The organism is Mycobacterium paraterrae, assembly GCF_022430545.2.
Taxonomy (GTDB): domain Bacteria; phylum Actinomycetota; class Actinomycetes; order Mycobacteriales; family Mycobacteriaceae; genus Mycobacterium; species Mycobacterium paraterrae.
Window position 1 is genome coordinate 2,536,697 of record NZ_CP092488.2, and the last position, 25,845, is coordinate 2,562,541.

Consider the following 25,845-nt stretch of genomic DNA (forward strand, 5'->3'; position numbering starts at 1 on the left):
TGGTCAGGTGTTGAGGTCGAGCAGCGCCCGGTGGTCGCCGTCGGCGAGCGCGAAGAAGAACATCGCGGCGAAGTCGGGGAACGTGGGGCCGGCGCGCCGTCCCGTCGAGTCCTCGGTTACCCGTTGGCCCCAGCGGCCCAGGAAGCCGGTTGCGCCGTCGTCGGAAGGCCACCACTTCTGCGTGGCCCTGTCGACGATGACGTCGTATCTGCGTCCGTCGATCTGGGTGTTCTGCTGGGCGCGCCAGTCCTTGAGCCGGTCCGCAGCCACGCCGGCGACGTCGACGCCCGGCGGTCGCACCGTGATACCGGCGCTTGGGGGCGCAGTCCGGTCGGGATTCGGCTGATCGGTCGGTGAAAACGGATCGGGGACGTCGTCGAGCCAGTGCTTCAATTCCGCGGCGGCGGCGACGACACCGGCGATCGCACCGATCGGACCGAAAGCCCCGCCAGTCAAGATCTTGGCGTTGAAGGCCGCTGCCTTCAGCCAGCCGGACGCCGGCCAATCGTCGGTCGTGATGGTGACAGTGTCGGATCGTCCGCAGTCCGACGGTCCGGAATACGGTTGAACGTCCAATTCGTGGTCGCCGGGGGTGGCGTAGAGGCTGTGTGAACCGCGCGCCACGAACAGGTGTGCATGGTCCCGTTGTTCGACCTGCGGTTGATTGGCAGTGGGACCGGTGGCGGGCCGCCATGCCTCGACCTTCATCACCGTGCGGCGTTCGGAGTCGTACTGGTACGGGCGAAAGGTCGGGTTGCCGTCGACATCAACCTGGGCGGGCTGAATGCCGGTAACGCCGTAGAACGCCGGGTTGAAGCTGGCCGCCGAGCCGCTGCCGTCGCCTTGCAGCAGGATGGCGACGCACTGCCAGTCGCCGGCGTGGCAGCCGTTCTCCTTGGCTTCGATGTTCGTGCAAGTGCCTTCGCCGACGCCGTGTTCATGCGCGGCGAAGAACAGGTAATAGCAGAGCAGGACCGGATCTTTGAAGCGCTCGAAGAGCGGCAGCAGGTCCGCGGTCCCAGTGCGGCCCGCAATGGTTTTCAGACGCTGATAGTCGAAAGCTTCGGCGTGGTACCAATATTGGCTGGCCTCCAGCGCAGGTTCACGGTAACGCCTGGCGATCTCGGCGCGGTCGGCGTAGGTGTTGGCGCTGTCGGTGGTGACCTCGGGTTCGTGAACGCTGTCGCGGTTCTTCCAGCCGCCGAGCTCGAGGAAGAGTTCTTGGGCGGAGCCGGCGAGGACGAATTTTGGATCGCCGATGAAGGTTCCGCCTTCGTCCGCGAGGCCGGTGAGTGCGCCGGCCGGTACGGACGGCTTGCGCGGGAAGGGGTCGGCGGGAACGCCTCCCCAGTCGCGTGTCTCGTCGAATGCCGCCCGAGCGTTCCACATCGCCGCGTGTTCGAGGTAGCGCTTGGCGTCGACGGGAAAGAACACCTCTTCGGGGTGGAAAGTCAGCACGGGAGCAAACCGGCGGACCAGCTCGTCGACCGGAATGGTGGGCGACGGCTGTGGAGTGGGGCCCGACGGGCCCGGGCTCACCGGTTCGGCTGCCACTTCGACGACGATGGCGGCGGCCGGACCGGGGGTGGTCCAGGTCCACTGCACATCCGCACGTGCCGGCGCCGCGTCCTGGGTTTGCAGTGTGGCGCCGCGGGCCAAGAATTGCGTCAAATCTTGTTCGTCCACCTTCGCCATGCCTGGACCCGGCTGCAGCGGTTGACTTTCGTTGGCCGGCGTCGGAAGCAGCACGGCGCCCACCGCGGTGTTGTGAGACGGATCGGCGGCCAACGGGAGAGTGGCGACGAGGCTGGTGACGTCGGCGTCGTCGCGCGCCGTGCTGCTGTGGGAGATCGCGCCGCTGCCGGAAGTACCGCTGGTGTCCACCGTGTCGTACTGCAGGATCGACCAGGCGCAGAAGTCCTGAGTCTCTCCGCCGAAACTAAAGGTGATCGGTCCAGCCGTGGGAGCGTTCGCCATCGACCGAAAACACGAGAGCCGACGATCGTTCGTTCTACCCGCGGTCACCGTCTCCACCAGTACCCAGGCCGTGTCGTTGCCAACGGCAGTGGGGATGGCCGGCGCTGTGGTGGCCAATGAGCGTGCGTTGATGACGAAGGCCAACACGAGGGTGTTTGGTGCGGGGGCGACAGCGGCGGTCTGAAAGGTGTTGGCGTCGTTGACGGAATTGCCGGTGGTCAACTTTTTGCGCGTCATGAATGCTTCCCTCGGGACCTGGTCGGGGCGGTACGGGTCACAGGGAAATCTCCAGATGCTCGAGCATGCTCACGAACTTCTGATCGCAGTCCAGGGGCGGAAGCTTGCGCCGGATCTCGTCGAAGCACGGCTCGTGAATCAATGCGATGACGTCGGCGTCGTTCGTCGGATCGACGCCGGCTCCGCGGAGATAGCTGACGAGATCGACGAGCACGGGCACGATCTGGTCGAGCTGGTCTGCCTGCCAGAATTCGGCGTAGCGCTGCGCGGCGAACTCCCACTGGGCAGCGACGTCGTCACTCGCCGCGGCGCTGTGCATGACGCCCGCCACCGCCCGGGCAATCCGATCGGTCACCACGGCAGCGCATTCGGAACCGTCGCTCAGTGCGGCGTTGAGTGCCCGTCGCCATTGGCGCCAGCAGTCGTTGGTGTCTGTGTCGGTCGGTCGGTCTTGAAACGCCGCGTCGACGTAGTGGGGGTTTAGCCGCCATACCTTGACGTCATCGATGCGGCCTGCGAAGCCTTTTCGAACAGTGGGACTACCCGTTTGGCCAACGTCGCGATTGCCGATGCGGAGGGCGCCGACCGGATTCAGCGGGTGGATCTCGTCACGGAAATCGCTGACCTTCTGCCCGTTTTGGGTGAATCCGTGAGACAAGAATCCGTCGTAGAAGTAGCCCGCCGTGTGCCACTGACCCACCGCGAGTGGGGGGCCCGTCGCGCCGATCGTGTAACCGCCAAATGATCCGGCCACGTTCGCCCACCCAGCACTCAAGTGGCCGTTCCCAATACCGAAACCGAAGGAATCCCCGATTACCAGGTCCCCGCCCTCAGGGCGATCGCAGATGAACGTGACTTCGACGCGCACGCTGGACATCTCGTTGAGCACTTTGGTTGCCGGCACCCGGATCATGCTGTCGGGGTGACATCGCACCGCGCCCGAGTTAGGGGCGGCGCCATCGGCGAGAAAATCGTCATCGGTCAAATTAATGGCGACACCGTGGCATTGGCGGCCCGGAGAATCGTCGATGACGACACGCGGGGTGCCGCTGTACGTGTGATGCAGGACGAGTTCCCAGGCCTCGATCAAGAGCAACCCCTTGGCTTGTGTGGGAGCGAATCTAGTTGAGCGCCTGATCGAAGACTGCGATTTCGCAGATTACTTTTTGTGAACTTTGGAGGAAAAGAAATTAATACCTTCGAATGAAGTTACGAGCGGCGGAAGAAGTAGCCGGACTGACGCGCCCAACGTGCGTTCAAACCATTTGGTGGACACGAGCTTTCGCTAATCCCGGCGTTCAGTGCCCCTCGCGACTTTCATTTCGTCGGCAAGTGGCCGCGGCCGAGAGGAACACCGGGAAATGAGCCTATCCCGGAACCTCCGCAGCATCCGTTTTGCCATTTACAAGTAAAATCCCTGTATCACTTAGGAATTTCGTCGGCAAACCGTGTGTGGGTAGGGGCCATCAAATGCCTTTGCGGGAGTGCGGGCCGACACCGTCGCACGGGACCGGCGACTACGGGTGTGGGAAAGGTGGCGTCGCATCGTCGGCCGGATCGGGTGCTGATCAACGCCTAGCGGCTGACCAAGTGGAAATCGTGGAGCCGATGACGGGAATCGAACCCGCGTATTCAGCTTGGGAAGCTGATGTTCTGCCATTGAACTACATCGGCAAGGCGTCTTTTGACTGCGAGTGAGCATACAGACGCACGAGGGCACTGGTGACCGAGTGTCCCGTCCTGATCTGCGTCAGGTGTGAACGATGAATCCCGCTTCGGTGTAGGGAGTGCGACTTTCGGGATCGTTGATCGTCATGTATAGGTCGCTGCCCGCCGGGATCACGAAGCCGACGAATCCATGCGCGGTTTGGCCGTCGTGAACGCCGCCCGATTGCAAGGGGGGCATCTTGTCAAGCCTCTGGAAGTCGACCGAGAGGGTTGCAGCCTGGGGTGCATCGTCGGGATGGGTCCACGGCTGGTTGCCGCCGCCGTATCCGGCAAACATGTTGGCGTAGTTGAACTGAAAGAAGTACTCCGATGTCCCGGTGATGGTCAGTTCGACGACGGTGCATCCGGGGTCACCCGCCGGATTCGCAAAATGAGACGCGCACCCTGGCGGTAACCGCGTCGCGCTGTTGACAGTGATGTCGGCGGTTGCACCCGGTGCCGACCGCGCGTGCAGAGGCACGCCCCCCTGAGTTGTCGGGAATGGTGGACTCTCGGAGTCGGCGGAGGCGGCGGGATACGAGCAGGCAGCGACGGCCGCGATGAACGCGGCTGCGGCGACAACTGATTCCGCGCGCACCTACGGCGATTACCCGCTGTACTGCCGCAAAAACCCGCCTGGTCAGTGCGCAGGATTCAGGCCGCGCGGACTGGTCAATCGTCGTCGGCAATCGTGCTTGGGTACCTAGCGGCTACGCTCTTCGCGTGCTGCTATCCGATCGCGATCTCAGGGCCGAAATCGCCGCCGGGCGGCTGGGAATCGATCCGTTCGACGACGCCCTGGTCCAACCGTCCAGCGTGGACGTCCGCCTCGACAGCCTGTTCCGGGTGTTCAACAACACCCGCTACACCCACATCGACCCCGCGCAGCAGCAAGACGAGCTGACCACGTTGGTCGAGCCGGCCGAGGGCGAGCCGTTCGTGCTGCACCCGGGCGAGTTCGTGCTCGGGTCGACGCTCGAAACGTGCACGCTGCCCGAGGATCTGGCCGGCCGGCTGGAAGGCAAGTCGTCACTCGGGCGGCTGGGTCTGCTGACCCACTCGACGGCCGGCTTCATCGATCCCGGGTTCAGCGGCCACATCACCCTGGAACTGTCGAACGTCGCCAACCTGCCGATCACCCTGTGGCCCGGCATGAAGATCGGTCAGCTGTGCATCCTGCGGCTGACCAGCCCGGCCGAGCATCCCTATGGCAGCGCGACGGTCGGCTCGAAGTACCAGGGTCAGCGCGGACCGACGCCGTCGAAGTCCTATTTGAATTTCATAAGGTCCACTTAAGTTTGACTGCCCCACAGCACAGCTAGCGCGAAGACTATGCAGTAGTAGCGCCGGACGCGGTGTTCCCTCCGCCTAAAACCGTGGCGCGCTACGAAATGGTTCTGGAGGCGCGGTGGATATCGTGCTCGGGGTCTCGATGGCCCCCACATCGGTTCGGATGTTGCTGGTCGAAGGCGAAAACGCCAACGGCGTGACGGTCGAGGACTCCACGTTCGGCATCGCGACCGACGATGACGCGGCGACGCTCAGCGCCGCCGATCAGGTGGTGTCGGCGATCCTGGGCACCCGCGAGGGCGCCAGCGAGGCCGGTCATGCTCTGACCTCGACGGGGGTTACGTGGACGGACCCCGTCGACGCGGCCGCGTTGCACGACGCGTTGGCGACCCGCAAGGTCGAGAACGTCATGCTGGTGTCGTCCTTCATGGCCGCCGCCGCGCTTGCGCAGAGGGTTGGTTGCACGGTCGGCGACGCCCATACCGCGTTACTCTTCCTCGAGCCTGACACCGTGACGTTGGCTCTCGTCGACTCCGCCGACGGATCGATCACCGACGTCCACAAAGAGCTGATGTCCGGCGGCCAGGGAGTCGCCGAACTTGCCGCGATGGTGGCTGGTTTGGCTGAGCTCGAGACGCAACCGCAGAGCGTGTTCATCGTCGGTTCCGGTGTGGATGTCGCAGCGATCAAGCCGCAACTGGAGGCGGTGACGACGCTTCCGATCACCGCGGCCGAGGAGCCCGAGACCGCGCTCGCCTGGGGTGCGGCGCTGGCGTCGGCGAACGCTCCGCTGTTCGCTTCGTCGACCGCGGCGTTGGCCTACGCCCAGGACCCCGGCACCGGCGCGGTCGATCCCTACGCCGTGTCGCCGGGATACCTTGTGGCACCTGATGTTCCGCTGGGTACTCCGCTGGGCGAAGAGGACCTCGCCTACAGCGCAGTCCCGGACGAGGACGCCGAGGCTCACACCATCGAACAACCGGCGTTGAGTCTCGAGCAGCCGGACAGCGAACATCAGCGAGGCCCGCTCGTCCTCGTCGGCAGCATCTTGGCGGTGATCTTCGTCGCCGCCGCTCTGTCGTTGGAAGTTGCTTTGGCCCTTGGTATTCGGCCAAGCGTGGCGTTGTTGCCCCGACCGCTGCAAAACCTCATCATCCAGTCTCCAGCACCCGCTGCGGCTCCGGTTCAGGCCAGCGCACCCGCACCGGCGGTCAACCACATGATCGCTCCCGCGGTGGTGCCGGCTCCCGCGCACGCGGCCGTTCCGGCTCCGCCGCCCGCGGCGCCTGCTCCCGCGCCACCCATTCCCGCTGCGCCAGTGCCGCTTCCGGCTGCGCCACCGCTTCCGGCTGCACCTCCAGCGCCCGCTCCTGCGCCGGTGGTCGTCCCGCTGCCCATCCCGATTCCCGTGCACGCGCCCGTTCCGGTCCATATCCCCGTGCACGCTCCGGCACCGCCGCCGGTGCAGGTGCCGGCTCCGCCGCCGGTGCAGGTGCCGGCTCCGCCGCCGGTGCAGGTGCCGGATCCGGTGCAGCCTCCAGTGCATTGGCCGGCGCCGAAACCGCCGGTGCATCTGCCCGATCCACAGCAGCCGGGTCAGATCGGGCCGCCGCAGGGGCCGGGGTCCGAGCCCGGACACCTCCCGCCGCCGGCGGCGCCGCCGCTGATTCCTGGACTGCCGGGACTCGGGATCCCTGGCCTCTCGCCGCCAGGCGGCTCACCGCAGGGACCGTCATTCAATCCACCAGGCAACGGGCCCGGTGGATTCGGCGGTCCGGGCGGTTTTGGCGGGGGTAACCCCGGGTTGGGCGGTGGTCCGGGAGGCTTTGGTGGGGGTAATCCCGGTTTCGGTGGCGGTCCGGGCGGTTTTGGCGGCGGCAATCCCGGCTTGGGCGGTGGTCCGGGAGGCTTTGGCGGCGGTCATAGCCCAGGCGGCTTCGGTGGTGGTGGTGGCTTCGGTGGAGGCGGCTTCGGGCACGGCGGCTTCGGCGGTGGTGGATTCGGTGGAGGCGGCCACGGCGGCGGCTTTGGCGGGGGACACCATTAGCCGTTTTGCCGGTTGCGTGGCAGGGTAAAATTTCCGCAGAAGGGTCGGCCGGGGGGCATGTATCGACCATCGCTCCTGGTCACGTCTTCTTGGGACACCAAAGTCCGCGGTCGTAACGCCGCGATCCGAAGTGGCGATGCGTTCTGTGTGGGCGGCCGACAAGCCGCCCAACTCCAGATGGCCCGCGGACGACTAGCAAAGAAGCGGGGAGGAACTGTGGACACCGTACTCGGTGTATCGATGGCGCCCACGACGGTCCGCGTAGTGCTGGTCGAGGGGGAGAACGCCGACGGGGCAACCGTCGACGAGGACAACATCGCGGTCGCGGGCGACGAAGACCCGGCAACCGTCAGCGGGCCGGAACAGGTCGTCTCGGCGATCCTTGGTACCCGAGAAAGTGCGGACGAGGCCGGCTACGCGTTGCGCTCGACCGGTGTGACCTGGACCGACCAGCGGGCCGCCGCCGAGCTTCGCGACGCGCTGGCTGCCCGCAAGGTCGAGAACGTGATGCTCGTGTCGTCGTTTCTGGCCGCGGCCGCGCTGGCGCAGTCGCTCGGCAGTGCAACCGGGTACGCGCGCAACGCATTGCTGTATGTCGAGCCGGATATCGCCACCCTGGCCGTCGTCAACACCTCCGACGGTTCGATCATCGACGTGCAGCGTGAGCAGCTGCCCGATGACGACGACCAGGCCGTCGCGACGCTGGTCAACCTGGTCTCCGGCGCCGATCAACATGACGAGCAGCCCGAGGGCCTGCTGGTGGTGGGCTCCGGGGTCGATATCCCGCTGATCAAGCCCGCGTTGGAAACCGCTACCTCGCTGCCGCTGAGCATTCCCGACCACCCTGAGACGGCGCTGGCCCGCGGCGCGGCCCTGGCCTCGGCGCACGCGCCGCTGTTTGCCTCCTCGACCGCCGCGCAGGCCTACGCGCTCGACCCTGGCACCGGTGCGGTGAGCCAGTACGCGGGTGCGCCGGGTTACCTGGCTGTCGCCGAGGCGGCGGTTCCGAGCCCGGACGCAGGCGCCGACGCCCTGGCCTACAGCGCCGTGGCCGACGACTCCGGGGTTTACACGCAGCTCGGCCCCGACGCCTATGTCGGCCCCGAGCAGCATGAAGACTTCACTACCGGGATGTATCCCGACTTCGATCGGCTGGAACAGGAACAGCAGAGCCGCAAGCCGTTCTTGGTGGCTATGGGCGTGCTGCTGGTGTTCGTGACAGGGGTGATGGGCCTGGTGATCTCGCTGGCGTTCAGCATCCGACCGTCGGCCGACACCCGGCCGAGCCTGACTCACAACGTGGTCGCACCGGCTCGGCAGCTCCCTGCTCCGGCGCCCGCTGCGCCGCCGGCGCCCGCGGCTGCACCCGTGCAGGCTCCGGCCCCCGCGGCCGCTCCGGCACCGGCACCCGCGGCGGTCCCGGCTCCCGCGCCGCCGCCGGCATTTGCGCCGGCGCCCGCCCCACCACCGGTCTTTGCGCCCGCCCCGCCGCCGCCGGCGGTGGTGCCGGCCCCGATTCCGATTCCGTTGGGCCCGATCCTTCCCGGCATTCCGGGTCTCGCGCCGCCTCCGCCCGCGTGGGGCGGCCCGCACGGTGACGAAGGCTGGGGTCACGGTGGCGGCGGCCCCGGTTGGGGCGGTCCGCACGGCGGCGGTGGCTGGGGCCACGGCGGTGGCGGATGGGGTCACGGCGGTGGCGGCTGGGGTCACGGCGGCCACGGCCACTAGCGACCCCGACTCTTAGGCCGATAACGCATAGCCAACCCATAGCCGCCGGTACCGGCGGATCGGTATCGTCGTAGTAACAGTTACTGGCGATCAACCCGCCGCTCCGAACCCGGTCAGCGAGCAGCAGCTTTGGAGGAAAAGTGGACACCGTACTAGGTGTCTCGATGGCACCCACCGCGGTCCGGATGGTTCTCGTCGAGGGCGAAAACGCCGACGGTGCAACGGTCGACGAGGACGGCTTCGACGTCAACGCCGCCGACGACGCACCGACGGTCAAGGCGGCCGATCAAGTGGTGTCCGCGATCCTCGGCACCCGGGAAGGCGCTGTCGACAGCGGCTATGACCTCCGCTCGATCGGTGTGACCTGGACCGATCCGGTCGAGGCCGCCGCGCTGCGGGATGCGTTGGCCGCGCGCAAGGTCGAAAACGTCATGCTCGTGTCGTCGTTCATGGCGGCCGCTGCGTTAGCCCAAGTCGTCGGCAACTCCGTGGGTTACTCCCAAACCGGGCTGCTGTTCGTCGAGCCCGACACCGCGACGCTGGCGGTGGTCAACAGCGCCGACGGGTCGATCACCGATGTACACCGTCAGCCATTGACCCCGGGCGGCGACCCGACGGCCGAACTCGCGGCGCTGGCGTCCGGCGCGGAATCGCTGGGTGTCCGGCCCGATGGGCTGTTCCTGGTCGGGTCGGGCGATGTCGATATTGCCGCGCTCAAGCCGAGGCTGGAGGCAGCGACCGGCATGATCGTCAGTGCCCCCGAGGAGCCCGAGACCGCGCTGGCCCGCGGGGCGGCGCTGGCGTCGGCCAACGCCCCGCTGTTCACCTCGTCGACCGAGGCGCTGGCCTACGCGCAAGACCCCGGCACCGGATTCATCAACCCCTACGCTGTCGCGCCCGGCTACTTCGACGTCGCGACCGACGGCAAAACCGGCGAGCAGGCCCTGGCCTACAGCGCAGTTGCCGACGACGACGCCTATACCGCGCTCGCCGACGACAGCCAAGCGGAAACCGGTCTGTACACCGGGGTCGCCGAAGAGGAGTCCGACGGCGGCCGCCGACCGCTGTTCCTGGTGGCCAGCGCAGTGGCGGCGATTTTCGTGGTGGGCGCCGCGGCTTTGCTGGTCGCGTTGGCGGTTAGCATGCGGCCGACCGCGGCGACCCGGCCCGATCCTGGTCACAACGCCAAGCCGGCTCCCGCAGCACCGGCGGCACCCGCACCGGCGTCCGCTCCGGCGCCGGCCCCGGCCGCCCCCCCGCCGGCACCCGAGGCGCCCGCGCCGGCTCCTGAAGCCCCGGCACCCGAGCCCGTCGTTCATGCGCCCGCGCCGGCGGCACCGGCTCCCGCGCCGGCACCCGAGGCGCCGGCTCCAGCTCCTGCTCCGGTGCCCGCAGCACCGCCGCCCGCCCCCGCGCCGCCCCCGGCGGCACCGGCACCCGCACCGCCACCCGCCGTGGTGCCGATCCCGATCCCGATTCCCGGCGTCCCGCCGGTTCTCGGTGGCCCCGGCCAGGGTCCGTGGGGTCCTGGAGGCGGCGGCTACCCCGGAGGCGGTGGTGGTGGCTACCCGGGTGGTGGCGGCGGCTTCCCCGGAGGCGGTGGTGGCTATCCCGGCGGCGGAGGCTTCCCCGGCGGCGGTGGTGGCCACGGCAGTGGCGGCGGCGGCTTCGGCGGCGGCCACGGAGGCTTTGGTGGCGGAGGTCACGGCGGCTGGGGTCACTGATCCCTGCGCCTGGCCAGCGTGTTTGACCCTCGACACGAAACCGTCACCTGACGTTTGACCCCCGCTCAGAAGAGCGATGCCGTTAGCTCATTGCCGCGACTTACACACGGGTGTATGAGGTGCACCGTTTTCGGTACGGGTTATCTGGGTGCTACCCACGCCGCGGGGATGGCCGAACTGGGTCACGAGGTCGTCGGTGTCGACATCGATCCCGGCAAGGTCGCCAAGCTGGCCGCCGGAGACGTACCGTTCTACGAGCCCGGCCTTCGAAAGATGTTGCGCGACAACATCGAAGCGGGCCGGTTGCGGTTCACCACCGATTACGACCTGGCCGCCGAGTTCGCCGACGTGCACTTCCTCGGGGTAGGCACACCGCAAAAGCGCGGTGAGTACGGGGCCGATCTGAGCCACGTCCATGCCGTAATCGACACGCTCGCACCTCGTTTGACCCGGCCCTCGGTGATCGTCGGCAAGTCGACGGTCCCGGTGGGCACGGCTGCCGAGCTGGTCGGACGGGCCCGCTCCGCCGCGCGGACCGGGGTGGACGTCGAAGTCGCCTGGAATCCTGAATTCCTGCGCGAAGGCTTCGCTATTCACGACACCCTGCACCCCGATCGTATTGTGCTTGGCGTGCAAGATGATTCGACGCGTGCCGAGGCGGCGATCCGCGAGATGTACGCGCCGATGCTCGGCGAGGACGTGCCCTTCCTGGTGACGGACTTGCAGACCGCCGAACTGGTGAAGGTCTCCGCGAACGCGTTTCTGGCCACCAAGATCTCGTTCATCAACGCGATCTCCGAGGTGTGCGAGGCTGCCGACGCCGACGTCACGCTGCTGGCCGACGCGCTCGGCCACGACCCGCGGATCGGACGTCGATTCCTCAACGCCGGGTTGGGATTTGGCGGTGGCTGCTTGCCGAAGGACATTCGCGCGTTCATGGCCCGCGCCGGTGAGCTCGGTGCGGATCAGGCACTCACGTTCCTGCGCGAAGTCGACAACATCAACATGCGGCGCCGCACCAAAATGGTCGAACTCGCGACCAAGGCGTGCGGAGGTTCGCTGCTCGGGGCCAACATCGCCGTTCTCGGCGCCGCGTTCAAGCCCGAATCCGACGACGTGCGCGACTCGCCGGCACTCAACGTCGCGGGCCAGCTGCAACTCAACGGCGCCGCGGTCAACGTCTACGATCCCAAGGCGCTGGAGAACGCGCAGCGGCTCTTCCCGACCCTGAACTACGCAGTCTCGGTTGAGGAAGCGTGCGATCGGGCAGATGCAGTGCTCGTGCTCACCGAGTGGCCGGAGTTCGTCGAGCTCGACCCCGACGTGCTCGCCGACCGGGTGCGCTCCCGCGTCGTGGTCGATGGCCGCAACTGCCTCGACGTGCAGCGCTGGCGGCAGGCCGGTTGGCGCCTACATTCCCTCGGGCGCCGCGTAGCCTGACCGCGTGGACTATGCGGTCGAGTTTCTCGAGCAGAACCGCGCCTTCGGCGAGCTGATCCGCGGCGGCGAAGCCTCCGCCCCGATCCCGACGTGTCCGGGCTGGAACCTTGACCAGCTGCTGCGTCATGTCGGTCGCGGTGACCGGTGGGCCGCGCAGCTCATCACCGACCGCGTCGACGACTACCTCGATCCGCGCACGGTCCCGAACGGCAAGCCGCCATCCGACCCGGACGGGGCGATCGCCTGGCTGCACGAGGGGGCTCAGCGGCTCATTGACGCGATCGACGACGTCGGTGCGGAGAGCCCGGTGTGGACTTTCCTGGGCTCGCGTCCGGCCTCCTGGTGGGTGCGGCGGCGGCTGCACGAGGCGACCGTGCATCGCGCCGACGCCGCGCTGGCGCTCGGCGTCGGTTACTCGCTCACACCTGAGCTGGCAGCCGACGCCATCAGCGAATGGCTTGAGCGAGTCGCGGCCCAAGCGGGCAGCAACGAAGCGGCGCTCCCGCTGGACGACGGCCAAACCGTCCACCTGCACGCCGACGACCATGGTCTGGGCGCGGCCGGTGAATGGACCATCCGCGCCGGCGGGCATCGGATCACGTGGTCACACGGCCACGACAAGGGCGACGTGGCGTTGCGCGGCGGGGCGGTCGACCTGCTGCTGGCAGTCGTGCGGCGAGTTGCGGTCGCCGACACCGACATCGCGGTATTTGGTGACGCGTCGATTTGGCAGAACTGGCTCGACCGCACGCCGTTCTAGACGCACGCGGTACGTTTCTACACCATGACCACATCGGAGATGGCCACCGTATTGGCGTGGCACGACGCGTTGAATGCGGGCGACACCGACACGCTGCTGGCCCTGTCCAGCGACGACATCGAAGTCGGCGACGCGCACGGCGCCGCCCAGGGCCACGCCGCGTTGCAGGAGTGGGCAACCGCTCACCCGCGCCACGCAGAGGTGGGCCGGATCTATGTGCACGACGGCGTGGTGGTGGTCGAGCAAAAGGTCGGCGGACCGGGTGAATCCGGCCAAACCGTCGCGTCGGCGTTCCGTGTGGTGCACGATCACGTGACTTCGGTGTTCCGTCACGACAATGTGGCTGCGGCGCTGGCCGCGACCGATCTGACGGACGCCGATCTCGTCGACTGAGGGGGTAGCGGATGCGAGGGATCATTCTGGCCGGTGGCTCGGGGACTCGGCTTCATCCGATCACCATGGGTGTCAGCAAGCAGTTGCTGCCCGTCTACGACAAGCCGATGATCTACTACCCGCTGTCGACCCTGATGATGGCCGGGATACGCGACATCCAGGTGATCACCACCGTTCCCGACGCCGCCGCATTCCAACGACTTCTCGGTGACGGCAGCCAATTCGGCATCAACATCACCTACGCGGTACAAGGTCGCCCCGAGGGTCTGGCCCAGGCATTCGCCATCGGCGCCGGCCATATCGGGTCCGACTCGGTGGCTTTGGCGTTGGGCGACAACATCTTCTACGGCCCAGGACTCGGCACCAACCTCCGCCGCCACCAAAACATAGACGGCGGAGCAATTTTCGCCTACTGGGTGGCCAACCCGTCGGCCTATGGTGTCGTCGACTTCAGCCCGGACGGCATTGCTCTCTCGATCGAGGAGAAGCCGGCGACGCCGAAGTCGAATTTCGCGGTGCCCGGTCTGTACTTCTACGACAACGACGTCGTCGAGATTGCCCGGAACCTGAAACCCTCTGCGCGTGGCGAATACGAGATCACCGATGTCAATCGGACCTACCTCAATCAGGGCCGGCTGACCGTCGACGTGCTGGCCCGCGGTACCGCCTGGCTGGATACCGGGACGTTCGACTCACTGGCCGACGCCGGCGACTACATTCGCACGCTCGAGCGTCGCCAAGGTCTGAAAGTCAGCGTCCCCGAAGAAATCGCGTGGCGGATGGGCTACATCGACGATGCGCAGCTGACCCGGCGCGCCGAAACTTTGCTGAAATCCGGCTACGGCACCTATTTGCTGCAGCTACTGGAACGGGGCTGACGCTCAGCCGCCGGACAATGGGCGTCCCATGACGGTCAACCGGTTGCCGTAGCGGGGACCGTGTCCGAAGCCGCCGTTGCGGGCTGCGGACGCGCCCGGCATGCCCGGCATACCGGCCGGCACGGCTTCGGTACCACCGCCAGCCGGACCCACCGCGTTGGTCCAGCCACCGCCGGCGTAGGTGACGCCGCTGTGGTTGGCGACTTGCGCCGTCGCCGACCACGCCGGCGGGACGGACAGCTTGCCGACCAGAGTGCTGCCGCCGGTGTTCACCGACACGCCCCCGCCCGGCACGGCCGCGGGAGTCGGAACCGGCGGCGGCGGAGCGATGTATCCGGTGACGCCGGCACCGCCGGGCGCCGACTCGACGTTGGGGTTCAACGAGTTGATGTCGGCGATACCACTGGTGACCGCGGGCGTGATGATCGCAGGACTGGTGTAGCCGGCCGACACGAAACCGTTCACCAGGCTCGAGTTCAGGAAGGTTCCGATGGAGTTACCGTCGGCGCCGTCCAGGAAGTTCAGGATCTGACCGAGGAAGCCGAAGTCTTGCGGGGCAGCCGCCGCGGACATCGGCGAGGTGAGCTGATTCAGCGACCCTGGGATCGCCGAGGTGAGCTGCTGCAGCTGAGATTGGACGCCGGCGCCGGTACTGGCGCCGTTGGCCTGGCTGACCGCCGAACCTTGCATCGCCTGTGCGGCGGGGTTAGACGTTTCCGGTGCCTGAGTGAACGGCTTGACCGCCGATGCGGCCGCCGAGCTTCCGGCGTAGCCGTACATCGCGGCGGCGTCCTGGGCCCACATCTCGCCGTACATGGCTTCGTTGGCGGCGATCGCTGGAGTGTTTTGGCCGATGACATTGGTCGCGACCAGCATGGCCAGCTGCGCGCGGTTGGCGGCGATTTCCATCGGGGGGACGGTCATCGCGAAAGCCGCTTCGTAGGCGCTCGCGGCGTCCGAGGCTTGGGCCGCGGCCTGGCCGGCCAGCGCTCCGGTCGTGGTCATCCAGGTGATGTAGGGGGCGACGGCGGCGGCCATGGTCGCGGATGTCGGGCCGAGCCATTCGTCGTCCAGCACGTCGATCGTGGACTGGTACTGGATTGCGGCCGACTCGAGCTCGGCGGCGATCAGATTCCACGCCGCTGACGCCGTGCGCATGGACGTCGACCCGGGACCGGAATACATCCTCCCAGAATTGACTTCAGGTGGCAGTGCGCCGAAGTCGATCATCGACGGTCCACACTCGGGGCCGTCGAGGTACACAATCGGTTGCGGTCGGCCGTTGCCGCGGGCGACTGCGCCTGCGTCGCAACAGAGAACATCGCAACTCTCCTTTCGATAAACGCCGATCTATCCAGATCCGTTGATGCAAATTTTCCAAAGCGCAAAATGCGCGGATGCGTGAAGGTCGACCGGGACGACATCTGCTAGTCGATCCGCCGCACCCCCGTGGTCAGGTCATGCGCGCCGCAGAACCTCTCGCGCAGCCACTACTTTGTGCGAGCCGTCGAGGCGGAAACGTTGGCATAGATGCAACCCATAGTGCGCCTAAGCATCGCGCGGGTGCGAATTGAGCGGCCAAATTCATAGAAAGTTCAAATTTGGCGCTGGCATTCGGCTGTGCTCTACGCACAGCTGACGAATGGGAAAGTATCAGGAATTTTGACAGGAACGCTCAGCAACCGGGGGAGATGGTAACGGGTGGACTGTTCGGTGGTGGACCGGGAATTGCCTATTGGCGGTAGCTGGCTAGGAAGTTGCCCAGCCGCTCGATGGCGCGGGCCAGGTCGCGCGACCAGGGCAGAGTGACGATCCGCAGGTGATCCGGTGCGGGCCAATTGAACCCGGTTCCCTGGGTCACCAAGATCTTTTCCTGCAATAGCAGATCGAGAACGAGTTGCTCGTCGTCGACGATCTCGTACACCTCGGGATCGAGCCGCGGGAACGCGTACAGCGCACCGGCGGGCTTGACGCACGACACCCCGGGGATCTCGTTCAGCTTGGACCACGCGACATCGCGCTGCTCGAGCAGACGACCACCGGGCAACACCAAGTCGTCGATGCTCTGATGACCACCCAGCGCGACCTGAATCGCATGTTGCGCAGGGACATTCGGGCACAACCGCATATTCGCCAGCAGATGAATGCCTTCGATGAAGCTGCTGGCGTGGTCCTTGGGTCCGGTGATGGCCAGCCAACCGGCCCGATACCCGGCGACCCGATAGGCCTTTGAGAGGCCGTTGAACGTCAGGCACAGCAGGTCCGGCGCCAAGGACGCCAGGCTGATGTGCCGGGCATCGTCGTAGAGGATCTTGTCGTAGATCTCGTCGGCGAGCAGCAGCAGCTGGTGTTTGCGAGCCAATTCGGTGATCTGCGTGAGGATTTCGCGGCTGTAGACGGCGCCGGTTGGGTTGTTCGGGTTGATCACCACCAGCGCCTTGGTGCGATCGGTGATCTTCGACTCGATGTCGGCGATATCCGGCTGCCAGCCCTGGGTTTCGTCGCACAGGTAGTGCACCGGGGTGCCACCCGCGAGCGACGTCGAGGCGGTCCACAGTGGATAGTCCGGCGCGGGGATCAGCACCTGATCGCCGTTGTCCAGCAACGCTTGCAGGGTCAGCGTGATCAGCTCGGACACTCCGTTGCCCAGGTATACGTCGTCGACGTCGAAACGGGGAAAGCCCTCGACGAGTTCGTATCGGGTGACCACTGCGCGCCGCGCCGGCAGGATGCCCTTGGAGTCCGAGTAACCCTGCGCGTAAGGCAGCGCTTGGATCATGTCGCGCATGATGACGTCGGGCGCATCGAAGCCGAACGGCGCGGGGTTGCCGATGTTGAGCTTGAGGATGCGGTGCCCCTCGGCCTCGAGGCGCGCGGCGTGATCGTGCACCGGGCCGCGGATCTCGTAGAGCACGTCCTGCAGCTTCGAAGACTGCGCGAACGTGCGCTGCCGCGGCTGATGTCCCGCGCCTTGCCAGGGCAGCTGGTGAGTGGTCACGTCACCAATGGTGCCATGGTTGTCTAACTATTTAATAATTCGATCGACGGCCTGATCAGCGCTTACCTGGCGGACGGGCCCCGCGGGCGATCCCCAGACCCTTGACCGGTGCCGCCGGCGCGCCGCCACCGTCGCCGTTGCCGCCGGTGTCGGCAGGCGTGGATTGCGGCTCTTGCTTCGCCTCGGGCTCGGGCGTGGACTCTGCTTTCGGTGCGGCTTCCGGCTTCGGGGTCGGGGCGGCGGCCTTCTTGGCGCCCGGGCGCTTGGCCCCGGCTGCGATGCCCAGGCCCTTGACCGGTGCCGCCGGCGCCGCGGCTTCCGTCTTGGCTTCGGCGGGCTTTTCCTCGGCCGGCTCGGACGTCGTCTCGGGCTCGGTGGGTTCGGACGGTGTCGCAGCCGCCGGCTTGGCGGCCGTCTTCTTCGCGCCGGGGCGCTTGGCCCCGCCGGCGATGCCCAGGCCCTTGACCGGCGCGGCAGCCGCCGACGCCTTGGGAGCCTCCTCTTCGGTGGCCGAAGAAGCTTGCGCGGCTTCGGCTTTGGGAGCCGCCTTCTTGGCGCCGGGGCGCTTGGCCCCACCGGCGATGCCCAGACCCTTGACCGGCGCGGCTTCCGTCTTAGCTTCGGCGGGCTTCTCCTCGGCCGGCTCCGCGACCTCTGGCTCGGCGGCCGGCGCCGGAGCTGTCGCGGTGGACGCCTTCGGGGCGGTCTTCTCGGCCTTCTCCGCACGCTCGGCGGCTTCCTTGGCCGCGGTGCCCTTCTCCGGCAATGTGACCGTGCTGCGATCGAGCGACTCGAGAAGCAGCTGCGCCACGTCGCGGACGTCGACGCCTTCGCGGCCGGCCGCCTCCTGACGGTCGTTGACGCCGTCGGTGATCATCACCCGGCAGAACGGGCACGCGACCGCGACGGTCGAGGCGCCAGTGGCCAGCGCTTCGTCGACGCGCTCGTGGTTGATCCGCTTGCCGATGTGCTCTTCCATCCACATCCGCGCCCCACCGGCGCCGCAGCAGAAGCTGCGGTCGGCATGCCGCGGCATCTCGGCGAGCTTTGCCCCGGCCGCGCCGATCAGCTCACGCGGAGCCTCGTAGACCTTGTTGTGGCGGCCCAGGAAGCAGGGGTCGTGGTAGGTGACGTCCTCGGAAACCGGGCTCACCGGAACGAGTTGCTTGTCACGCACCAGCCGGTTCAGCAGCTGCGTGTGGTGCAGCACGGTGTAGTTGGCACCCAGCTGCTTGTATTCCCGGCCCAGGGTGTTGAAGCAGTGCGGACAGGTCACCACGATCTTGCGGTCGACCGTCTCCACGCCCTCGAACAATCCGTCGAGAGTCTCCTTGGCCTGCGCGGCCAACTGCTGGAACAGGAACTCGTTGCCCGACCGGCGGGCGGAGTCACCGTTGCAGGTCTCACCGGTGCCCAGCACCAGATACTTCACCCCGGCGGTGGCCAGCAGTTCCGCGACGGCCTTGGTGGTCTTTTTGGCCTTGTCGTCGTAGGCGCCCGCGCAGCCGACCCAGAACAGGTACTCGAAGCCGTCGAAGCTGTCGACGTCCTCGCCGTAGACCGGGACGTCGAAGTCGACCTCGCTGATCCAGTCGGTACGCGCCGATGCGTTCTGGCCCCACGGGTTGGCCTTGGTCTCCAGGTTTTTGAACAGCACCGACAGCTCCGAGGGGAACTCGGATTCCATCATCACCTGGTAGCGGCGCATGTCGACGATGTGGTCGATGTGTTCGATGTCCACCGGGCACTGTTCGACGCAGGCGCCGCAGTTCACGCACGACCAGAGGACGTCGGGGTCGATGACGCCGCCCTGCTCCGCGGTGCCGACCAGGGGACGGGTGGCTTGCGCTGGTCCGGATCCGACGATGCGTCCGAAGCCCGACTCGGGCACGTGGTGCTCCTCGTCGTGCTTCTCACCGGTCAAGTCCTCGGTGATGCCGCCTTCGGGCGTGCTCTCGAGCGGGCTTTCCTTCTCACCGAGGATGTAGGGCGCCTTGGCCATCCAGTGATCGCGCAGGTCCATGATGACGAGCTTGGGAGACAACGGCTTTCCGGTGTTCCATGCCGGACACTGCGACTGGCAGCGCCCACACTCGGTACAGGTGGCGAAGTCGAGGTTGCCCTTCCAGGTGAAGTCCTCGATTTTGCCGCGCCCGAAGATGGCGTCCTCGGCGGGATCTTCGAAGTCGATCGGCTTGCCGTGTGACTCCAGGGGCAGCAGCGGACCGAGTCCGTTGGGCAGTCGCTTGAACGTGACGTTGATCGGCGCCAGGAAGATGTGCAGGTGCTTGGAGTGCAGCACGATCAGCAGGAACACCAGGGCGACCGCGATGTGGGCCAGCAGCGCGATGGTCTCGATCCATTCGTTGGCGGTGACGCCGAGCGGCTGCATGAGCACGCCCATGCCGTGCGAGAAGAACGCCCCCCAGCCGTAGGGCAGGGTGCCGGTGACGGCCGAAGCGCCGCGGAAGATCGAGAAGCTGAGGATGACCAGGAAGATCATGAACAGGATCAGCCAGGCGCCACCGGTGTGCGAGCCGTAGAACCGCGACGAGCGGCCGTATTCCTTGGGCTCGGAACGCAACCGGATGATCGTGAAGGTGCCGATGCCGACGAGCACGCCGAGGGCGATGAAGTCCTGCAGGAAACCGAGCCCATCCCAGCGCCCGACGAGCGGGATGTGGAAGTGGTCGTCGAACAACGCGCCGTAGGCCTCGACGTACACCGTGGCGAGGATGAAGAAGCCCCACATGGTGAGGAAGTGCGCGATTCCCGGGATCGACCATTTCAGCAGCTTGCGCTGGCCGAACACCTCCGAGATCTGCGCCCAGATCCGCGCGCCGATGTCGTCGGTGCGACCGGTGGCGGGCTGGCCGGACATGGTGAGCTTGAACAGCCACAGGACTCGGCGGAGTGCGAGCAAAGCGATGACCGCGGTCCCGCCCAAGCCGACGATCAATCTGATCAGCATCTGCGTCTGCACGAAGCTTCTCCCCAATATTCAGTGTTACTGACCGGTAACTAACCGTATGTTACTCGTCGGTAGCTTTACTACTGCACCTGCTCAAGCCATATAAGCATGCCCATAGTGACATCTTCGACGGGGTTCCCGCGACGAAGGATGCCCTAACTTGGCGACGGCCATGCGTGGCGAGCGGCCCGTGAACGCCGTATATCGGTGCAGGTTAGAAGTGCGGTATCGGGGGTAGCGGGGGCAAATTACTGTGCCGCCAGTGGTGCCTCGGATGCTGCGGCGTCCAGGTCGGGGTGGGCACCGGCTCGATGGTGCTCTCCTCCGGCGGCGGCGTCGTCGTCGGCCCGGTGGTCGACGGTGTCGGCGACGTGGTGATCGTGTACTCCGACGTGGTGGTCGGCGTCCGGGTGGTGGTCGGGGCCCGCGTGCTGCCGCCGTTCCCCCGGGCAAGGATGGTCAGGCCGTAGACGATGATCGCGATCAGCATGATCACGGCCAACCCCCACAGCGCCAGCACCCAGCGCTTGAGGTACCAGGGACCTTCGGAGACGCTGAAGCTCTCGGTTTCATCGACGCCCTGCGAGTAATCGTCGTAGGACGGTCGGTTCTCATTCACCGCTAAGGCGTCCCGCCGTCGTGGTGGTGGTGATGGTGATGGCCGTCGAGGCTCGTGGTCGGTGTCGGCGGAGTGGTCGGTGGCGTCGTGGCCGGCTCGGTCGTCGACGGCGGGAAGGTCGTCGTGGCAGTCTCCGAGGGGGCCGCCGGCTCGGTGGTCGTGGGGGACGCCGTGGTCGATGGCGCCGACGTCGGCGTGGTCGGCGAGGTGGGCGTCTGCTTGGTGCCGCCCGATCCCTTCGTCTGATCGGCGAGGACGTAAATCAACAATCCGAGCAGGATCGCAGCGAACAAAGCAACGGTCAACGAGATGATCGGCCGGCGATACCAGGGTTGTCCGGGCGGCGTGCTGCCGGTTTCCTGGCTGCTGTAGTCGTAGTAGCCGGTCGGCGCTTCGCTGGGGTCCTCAGGGGATTCGTTGCCGGTCACGTACGCCAATGCTAGCCCCGGATCCCGGCGGGCTCACAGTGCCGTCGGCCTCAGAAAAGGTGCGGCAGGTGCCAGTGGTGATGGTGCCGCGGGGTTTGGGTGGGCGCGGGCGAGTTGACCGGTGGGGGCGGCGCCTGTTCGGACGGCTGCTCTGGCGACTCGGGTGGCGGCGGTTCGGTCGTCGTCGACGGGCCGGTTGTCGGCGGGGTGGTCGATGGTGACGTCGTGGACGACCGCGTCGGTGTGGTGGTCGACGTGTGCGGCGCCGGGACGCTGGCCCCACCGCCGCGCGACAGCTCGACGATGCCGTAGATGATCAGCGTGAGCAGCAACGCGGCCATCAGCGTCCACAGCGCGATCAGAAGCCGGCTGCGGTACCAGGGGCGGGGGGCAGGGTCGGGCGAGGTCGTGTCGTCGGGCGCGCTCGGGATCACCAGCTGCCGCGTGTCGTCGCTGCTGTAGTCGGCCATCCGCGTCGGCTGATCGCTCGGATCGTCGGGAAGGCCGGTCACGCCCCGATGCTACGTCAGAGCTGTCGTTGCACCTCGTCGGCGAAAAGCTGCAGGTGGTCGAGGTCCGACATGTCGAGCAGTTGCAGGTAGACCCGCGTCACGCCGATCTCGGCGAACGGGCCGAGTTGGTCGACGATCTGCGCTGGGGTGCCTGCCAGCGGTGAGTTGGACCGAAGCTCGTCGACCTCACGTCCGATCGCGGCGGCGCGCTTGGCGATCTCGGCGTCGTCGCGGCCCGCGCACACCACGAAGGCCGCCGAGTACGTCATCGAATCGGCGGGCCGGCCGACGGCATCGACGGCCTCGCGGACCCGGTCGAACTGGGTCGCGATGGTGTCCAGCGGCGCGAACGGCACGTTGTATTCGTCGGCGAAGGTGGCGGCCAGCCGCGGCGTCCGCTTGGCGCCCGAACCTCCGACCAGAATCGGGGGATGCGGGCGCTGGACCGGTTTGGGCAACGCCGGTGACTCCTTGACGGCGTAATGCGTTCCCGCGTAATCGAACGTCTCACCGAGCGGAGCGGTCCACAGGCCGGTGATGAGCTCGAGTTGCTCGGTGAGCCGGTCGAAGCGTTCGCGCAGCGGCGGGAACGGGATCGCGTAGGCTACGTGCTCCTTCTCGAACCAGCCGGTGCCGAGCCCGAATTCGACACGGCCACCGCTCATTTCGTCCACCTGAGCCACCGAGATGGCCAGTGGGCCGGGGTGGCGGAAGGTTGCCGAGGTGACCAGCGTGCCAAGTCGGATCGTCGACGTCTCGCGCGCGATGCCGCCCAGGGTCACCCACGAGTCAGTCGGGCCCGGCAGCCCGTCACCGCTCATGGCCAAGTAGTGGTCGGAGCGGAAGAACGCCGAGTAGCCCAGCGACTCCGCGGCCTGCGCGACTGCGAGTTGGTCGGCGTACCTGGCGCCTTGCTGCGGTTCAACGAATACCCGGAAGTCCACGACCGCCAGACTAGGCGTTCGCCGATGAATGACGCTCGCGGCGGGAGTCTGTCCGTCGGTGAGCGGTGCCGGTACCGCGTTATCCATTGAGCTGTGCCGGGAGCCCCACTTCAATGGTTAGGTCGGGGTCGTGGATTCCCTCGCGAAGCTTGTCCGCGACACCGTCGCGGTTCGGATCTTGGTCTCGGTGGTACTCGGCGGCGTGGTCGCTGTCGGAATCGGCAATACGGTCGGCTGGCGATTCGCGCTTGCCGGGTGGGTGGCCGCCGCGGCGCTGTATGTGGTGTGGACACAACGCATTCTGATCGGAATGGACGCCGAGCAGACCTGCCGCTGGGTGACTCGCGAAGATCCCACCCGGGTGGTCGCCGACGTCGTCATTCTGACCGCGAGCCTGGCGAGCCTGCTGGGTGTCGGTTACGTGGTGGCCGCCGGGTCGAAGCTGTCGGGGAGCGGCACGCTGCAGGCGGCGCTGCTCGGGGTTCTGACCGTCGCCGCCTCCTGGTTTGCGGTGCACACGTTGTTCACCGTGCATTACGCGCGGCTCTACTACTCAGATGAACCGGGCGGCATCAACTTTCACGATCCCAACCCGCCGCGCTTCCGTGATTTCGCGTACCTCGCGTACACGATCGGCATGACGTTTCAGGTCTCCGACACCGAGATCGGCGCGACCAGCATCAGGGCGACGGTGCTGCGGCATGCGCTGCTGTCCTACCTGCTGGGTGCCGTCGTGCTGGCGGTGACGATCAACTTGATCGCCGGGCTGGGCTCGAAAATCTAAAAGGTGTCGACCTTTTCGATGCTGACGAACATGCCGTGGCCGGTGTGCTGGTTGGTGAACCGGGTGCCGCTCTCGGCGGCCGCGATCGTCCAGCCGACTGCGTCGTAGGTCCGGTAATCGATAGGCACGGTGGGAATGTCGCCGAGATTGCCGGCCACCCACTGCACTTCGCCGGCCGCGGTGACGTTTACACCGTTGGCCTTCTCGCCGTCTTCGGTGGGCGGGTTGGCGAACTGCGCCTCACAGCCGACGCTGTCGCTGTCGATCTGGCAGCGCGTCTGTCCGGACTTGGTCTCGATGAAGACGCGGCCGTTGGGGTCCGGCTGTAGGGGAATCGCGGCCGCCGGCGGAGCGCCGCTCGACGGGGCGGGCTGCGTCGGGCTCGGCGACGGGATGGACGGCTTGGCCTTGGGGAAGGTCGGTTCGGTCGGCCCCGCCGCCGGAGACGCGGTCGGGGTGCCGGACGTGGTGGAGTGGCACCCACTGATCAGCGCGGCGCTCATCACCAGGCCGGCCAGTAGCCGGCCGCCGGGACGGGTGTGCAGTTCACGCGCAGACATCGCACCTGAAGCGTACGCAGGACTCGAGCCATGTGACCGCAGTGACGCGCCGGTCCGCTACTGCGGGGGAAATCCTCCGGTCGCGACCGGACCCCAGCGGCGCGGCGTCACGCGGATCAGGCATTTGCGCTGGCTGACCATCGCGCTGCGGTACTCCTCCCAGTCGGGGTGCTCACCGGCGATCGCGCGGTAGTAGTCGACCAGACCGTCGACGGCGTCGGGCACGTCGATCACCTCGGCGTCGCCGTCGACCTGTACGTAGGCGCCGTTGAACTCGTCGGAGAGCACTACCACGCTGGCTTTGGGAGTGCGCCGGATGTTGGCGCTCTTGGCGCGCTGGGGATAGCTCGCGATCACCAGCCTGCCCTGGTCGTCGACGCCGCCGGTCACCGGCGAACTCTGCAGCGAGCCGTCCGCGCGAAACGTGGTCAGTACCATCCGGTGTCGCGGCCGGACGAAATCGAGCAACTCGGCCAGGTCGACGGTGTCAGCCGTCGCGATTTTGGGAGCCATGCCACCAACGTAGCCCCTTGCGCAGCTTTGCTTGTCGCCCTTAGGTATTGATGGTCAAGGTCTGCGCCGCGGGGCCGAACATCGTTTGCTTGATGGCGCCGAGCGTGCCTTGGTCCTTGCCGTCGAGCGGTCGCAACAGGTCGGCCGCGGCGCCGGCCACCGCTCCCTCGTCCGCAACGGCATCGACAATGCCGAACTGGCGAGCGTCGTCACCGCCGAATCGGCGCCCGGTGGTCATCGAGGCGACGGCGGCCTGCGGGGTGAGCTTGGCCTGGATCAGTGCGGCCATTCCCGGCGTGAACGGAATGCGGATGTCGACCTCGGGGAAACAGAAGTAGCCGCGGTCGGCTCGCATCACCCGAAAGTCGTGTGCGATGGCGAGCATTGCACCGGCCCCGAACGCGTGGCCGACCACCGCCGCCGCGGTCGGAATCGGCAGCGTCAGGAACCGCGCAAGCATCCCCTGCACCCGCCCGACGTACCACGTCGTCTGATCCCCATGCGCGCCAAGCCAATCGAGGTCTAGGCCGTTGGAGTAGAACTTGCCACCGCCGGTGGTCACCAGCCCCTGGGCGCCGGATCCGACAAGGTCGTCCAGGTGGCCGTCGATCTCGTCGAGAAACTCTGGGGAGAACCGGTTTTCGTCGTCTCCGAGGTCGAGAACGGCGATTTTGTCGTCGTAAGTCAGGCTGATCGTCATGTGTTTCCTTTTCTCCGAGGGGGTGGTGGTCCGATATCGAGCACCGCGCGCACGGATGCCCGCAAGTGCTCGCGGGCGGTCGGGTCGTGCAGCCGGTCGCGGCTCAACACGATTGCGGTCGGTAGGTCGACGATGCAGGTGGTGATCGTGTCGACGGCGCGGGCGTCGGTGCGCTGCCACAGCGTGTCGGCGAGCCGGATCATCACGTCGATCAGCAGCCGGTGCAGGCCGTTCAGCTCGGCCGTGACGTCGTCTGGCAGTTCGGACTTCAGCAGCTCTTCGCGCGACACCGCCCACATCACCGCGGACGAGTCGCGATGCCGTTCGGCGAACACTACCGGTGCCTCGGCGGCGGCTACCACGGCGGCGTGTGCGTCAGCGTCGGCTAGTGCCTGGTCGACCAGCGCGCCCTGAAGGCCGAAAAAGCGCCGTGCGGCGCGTATCCAGGCGCGGGCCAGCAGGCCCGAGCGCGACGTGAACGTGTGGTAGAGCGCGCCGTTGGAGACGCCGACCGCGCTGCTGACCGCGCGGATGGTGACCGCTGCGGGCCCGGATGCCACCGTCAACGCCTCGACGGCGTCCAGCACCCGATCCGGCTCGTGAAGGCGGGGGCGAGGCACCCCAGCACCATAACA

23 protein-coding genes and 1 tRNA gene are annotated in these 25,845 nt (G+C 67.0%); 9 read left to right on the plus strand and 15 right to left on the minus strand.

What is annotated here, in order from left to right; translation table 11 throughout:
- Positions 1-3: 3 nt before the first annotated feature.
- From MKK62_RS12115 to MKK62_RS12130, 4 genes are all read right to left on the minus strand, one after another.
- Positions 4-2,214 carry a hypothetical protein gene (locus MKK62_RS12115; protein ID WP_240260851.1) on the minus strand — a complete coding sequence of 737 codons (2,211 nt, stop codon included), beginning with the start codon at positions 2,212-2,214 and terminating at the stop codon, positions 4-6.
- 37 nt (positions 2,215-2,251) lie between these two features.
- Positions 2,252-3,304 carry a LamG domain-containing protein gene (locus MKK62_RS12120; RefSeq protein ID WP_240260850.1) on the minus strand — a complete coding sequence of 351 codons (1,053 nt, stop codon included), beginning with the start codon at positions 3,302-3,304 and terminating at the stop codon, positions 2,252-2,254.
- A gap of 510 nt (positions 3,305-3,814) precedes the next feature.
- Positions 3,815-3,888: transfer RNA gene (locus MKK62_RS12125), tRNA-Gly, on the minus strand.
- A gap of 76 nt (positions 3,889-3,964) precedes the next feature.
- On the minus strand, positions 3,965-4,519 hold the full coding sequence (locus MKK62_RS12130) for a hypothetical protein (protein ID WP_240260849.1): 555 nt from the start codon (positions 4,517-4,519) through the stop codon (positions 3,965-3,967).
- 125 nt (positions 4,520-4,644) lie between these two features.
- On the opposite strand from MKK62_RS12130, the gene dcd reads away from it, so the two are divergent.
- The 8 genes from dcd to rfbA all read left to right on the plus strand — a co-directional run bounded on the left by dcd (position 4,645) and on the right by rfbA (position 14,181).
- On the plus strand, positions 4,645-5,217 hold the full coding sequence (gene dcd, locus MKK62_RS12135) for a dCTP deaminase (protein WP_240260848.1): 573 nt from the start codon (positions 4,645-4,647) through the stop codon (positions 5,215-5,217).
- Positions 5,218-5,329: 112 nt separating this feature from the next.
- Entirely contained in the window at positions 5,330-7,258 is a 1,929-nt protein-coding gene (locus MKK62_RS12140) for a DUF7159 family protein (RefSeq protein WP_240260847.1), read from the plus strand.
- A 240-nt stretch (positions 7,259-7,498) separates the two neighbouring features.
- Entirely contained in the window at positions 7,499-8,986 is a 1,488-nt protein-coding gene (locus MKK62_RS12145) for a DUF7159 family protein (RefSeq protein ID WP_240264184.1), read from the plus strand.
- A 164-nt stretch (positions 8,987-9,150) separates the two neighbouring features.
- Positions 9,151-10,710 (plus strand): DUF7159 family protein, encoded by a 1,560-nt coding sequence (locus MKK62_RS12150; protein ID WP_240260846.1) that lies wholly within the window; start codon positions 9,151-9,153, stop codon positions 10,708-10,710.
- 114 nt (positions 10,711-10,824) lie between these two features.
- Entirely contained in the window at positions 10,825-12,150 is a 1,326-nt protein-coding gene (locus tag MKK62_RS12155) for a UDP-glucose dehydrogenase family protein (RefSeq protein ID WP_240260845.1), read from the plus strand.
- A gap of 4 nt (positions 12,151-12,154) precedes the next feature.
- Positions 12,155-12,910: a maleylpyruvate isomerase family mycothiol-dependent enzyme gene (locus MKK62_RS12160; protein ID WP_240260844.1), complete on the plus strand. Its 756-nt coding sequence runs from the start codon at positions 12,155-12,157 to the stop codon at positions 12,908-12,910.
- Positions 12,911-12,934: 24 nt separating this feature from the next.
- Complete coding sequence (locus MKK62_RS12165) at positions 12,935-13,303, plus strand: nuclear transport factor 2 family protein (RefSeq protein ID WP_240260843.1); 369 nt, start codon at positions 12,935-12,937, stop codon at positions 13,301-13,303.
- Positions 13,304-13,314: 11 nt separating this feature from the next.
- Complete coding sequence (gene rfbA, locus MKK62_RS12170; protein ID WP_240260842.1) at positions 13,315-14,181, plus strand: glucose-1-phosphate thymidylyltransferase RfbA; 867 nt, start codon at positions 13,315-13,317, stop codon at positions 14,179-14,181.
- 3 nt (positions 14,182-14,184) lie between these two features.
- On the opposite strand, the gene MKK62_RS12175 is transcribed toward rfbA, so the two are convergent.
- The 7 genes from MKK62_RS12175 to MKK62_RS12205 form a co-directional block, all read right to left on the minus strand.
- The gene (locus tag MKK62_RS12175) at positions 14,185-15,366 is read right to left on the minus strand and encodes a PPE family protein (RefSeq protein WP_240260841.1); all 1,182 of its coding nucleotides are present in this window, start codon (positions 15,364-15,366) and stop codon (positions 14,185-14,187) included.
- 547 nt (positions 15,367-15,913) lie between these two features.
- Positions 15,914-17,188 carry a pyridoxal phosphate-dependent aminotransferase gene (locus tag MKK62_RS12180; protein WP_286670901.1) on the minus strand — a complete coding sequence of 425 codons (1,275 nt, stop codon included), beginning with the start codon at positions 17,186-17,188 and terminating at the stop codon, positions 15,914-15,916.
- A gap of 46 nt (positions 17,189-17,234) precedes the next feature.
- Entirely contained in the window at positions 17,235-20,162 is a 2,928-nt protein-coding gene (locus MKK62_RS12185; protein WP_240260840.1) for a 4Fe-4S dicluster domain-containing protein, read from the minus strand.
- A 202-nt stretch (positions 20,163-20,364) separates the two neighbouring features.
- Positions 20,365-20,769, minus strand: a complete 405-nt coding sequence (locus MKK62_RS12190; RefSeq protein WP_240260839.1) for a hypothetical protein — start codon at positions 20,767-20,769, stop codon at positions 20,365-20,367.
- A 2-nt stretch (positions 20,770-20,771) separates the two neighbouring features.
- Complete coding sequence (locus MKK62_RS12195) at positions 20,772-21,197, minus strand: hypothetical protein (protein WP_240260838.1); 426 nt, start codon at positions 21,195-21,197, stop codon at positions 20,772-20,774.
- A 50-nt stretch (positions 21,198-21,247) separates the two neighbouring features.
- Complete coding sequence (locus MKK62_RS12200; protein ID WP_240260837.1) at positions 21,248-21,709, minus strand: hypothetical protein; 462 nt, start codon at positions 21,707-21,709, stop codon at positions 21,248-21,250.
- Between the two features lie 14 nt (positions 21,710-21,723).
- The gene (locus tag MKK62_RS12205; RefSeq protein WP_240260836.1) at positions 21,724-22,653 is read right to left on the minus strand and encodes an LLM class F420-dependent oxidoreductase; all 930 of its coding nucleotides are present in this window, start codon (positions 22,651-22,653) and stop codon (positions 21,724-21,726) included.
- Between the two features lie 130 nt (positions 22,654-22,783).
- On the opposite strand from MKK62_RS12205, the gene MKK62_RS12210 reads away from it, so the two are divergent.
- Positions 22,784-23,437: a DUF1345 domain-containing protein gene (locus tag MKK62_RS12210; protein ID WP_240260835.1), complete on the plus strand. Its 654-nt coding sequence runs from the start codon at positions 22,784-22,786 to the stop codon at positions 23,435-23,437.
- On the opposite strand, the gene MKK62_RS12215 is transcribed toward MKK62_RS12210, so the two are convergent.
- Genes MKK62_RS12215 through MKK62_RS12230 form a run of 4 tightly spaced genes read right to left on the minus strand, consistent with a single transcriptional unit; the run spans position 23,434 to position 25,830 of the window.
- A complete protein-coding gene (locus tag MKK62_RS12215; protein ID WP_434085059.1) occupies positions 23,434-23,997 on the minus strand; it encodes a hypothetical protein in 564 nt (187 codons plus the stop codon). The two genes, MKK62_RS12210 and MKK62_RS12215, sit on opposite strands and share 4 nt — an antisense overlap.
- Positions 23,998-24,054: 57 nt before the next feature.
- Positions 24,055-24,510 (minus strand): PPOX class F420-dependent oxidoreductase, encoded by a 456-nt coding sequence (locus MKK62_RS12220; RefSeq protein ID WP_240260834.1) that lies wholly within the window; start codon positions 24,508-24,510, stop codon positions 24,055-24,057.
- Positions 24,511-24,550: 40 nt separating this feature from the next.
- Positions 24,551-25,210, minus strand: coding sequence for an enoyl-CoA hydratase/isomerase family protein (locus MKK62_RS12225; RefSeq protein ID WP_240260833.1), 660 nt, complete (start codon positions 25,208-25,210; stop codon positions 24,551-24,553).
- The gene (locus MKK62_RS12230) at positions 25,207-25,830 is read right to left on the minus strand and encodes a TetR/AcrR family transcriptional regulator (RefSeq protein WP_240260832.1); all 624 of its coding nucleotides are present in this window, start codon (positions 25,828-25,830) and stop codon (positions 25,207-25,209) included. The genes MKK62_RS12225 and MKK62_RS12230 overlap by 4 nt, the downstream gene beginning before the upstream one ends.
- Positions 25,831-25,845: the final 15 nt, after the last annotated feature.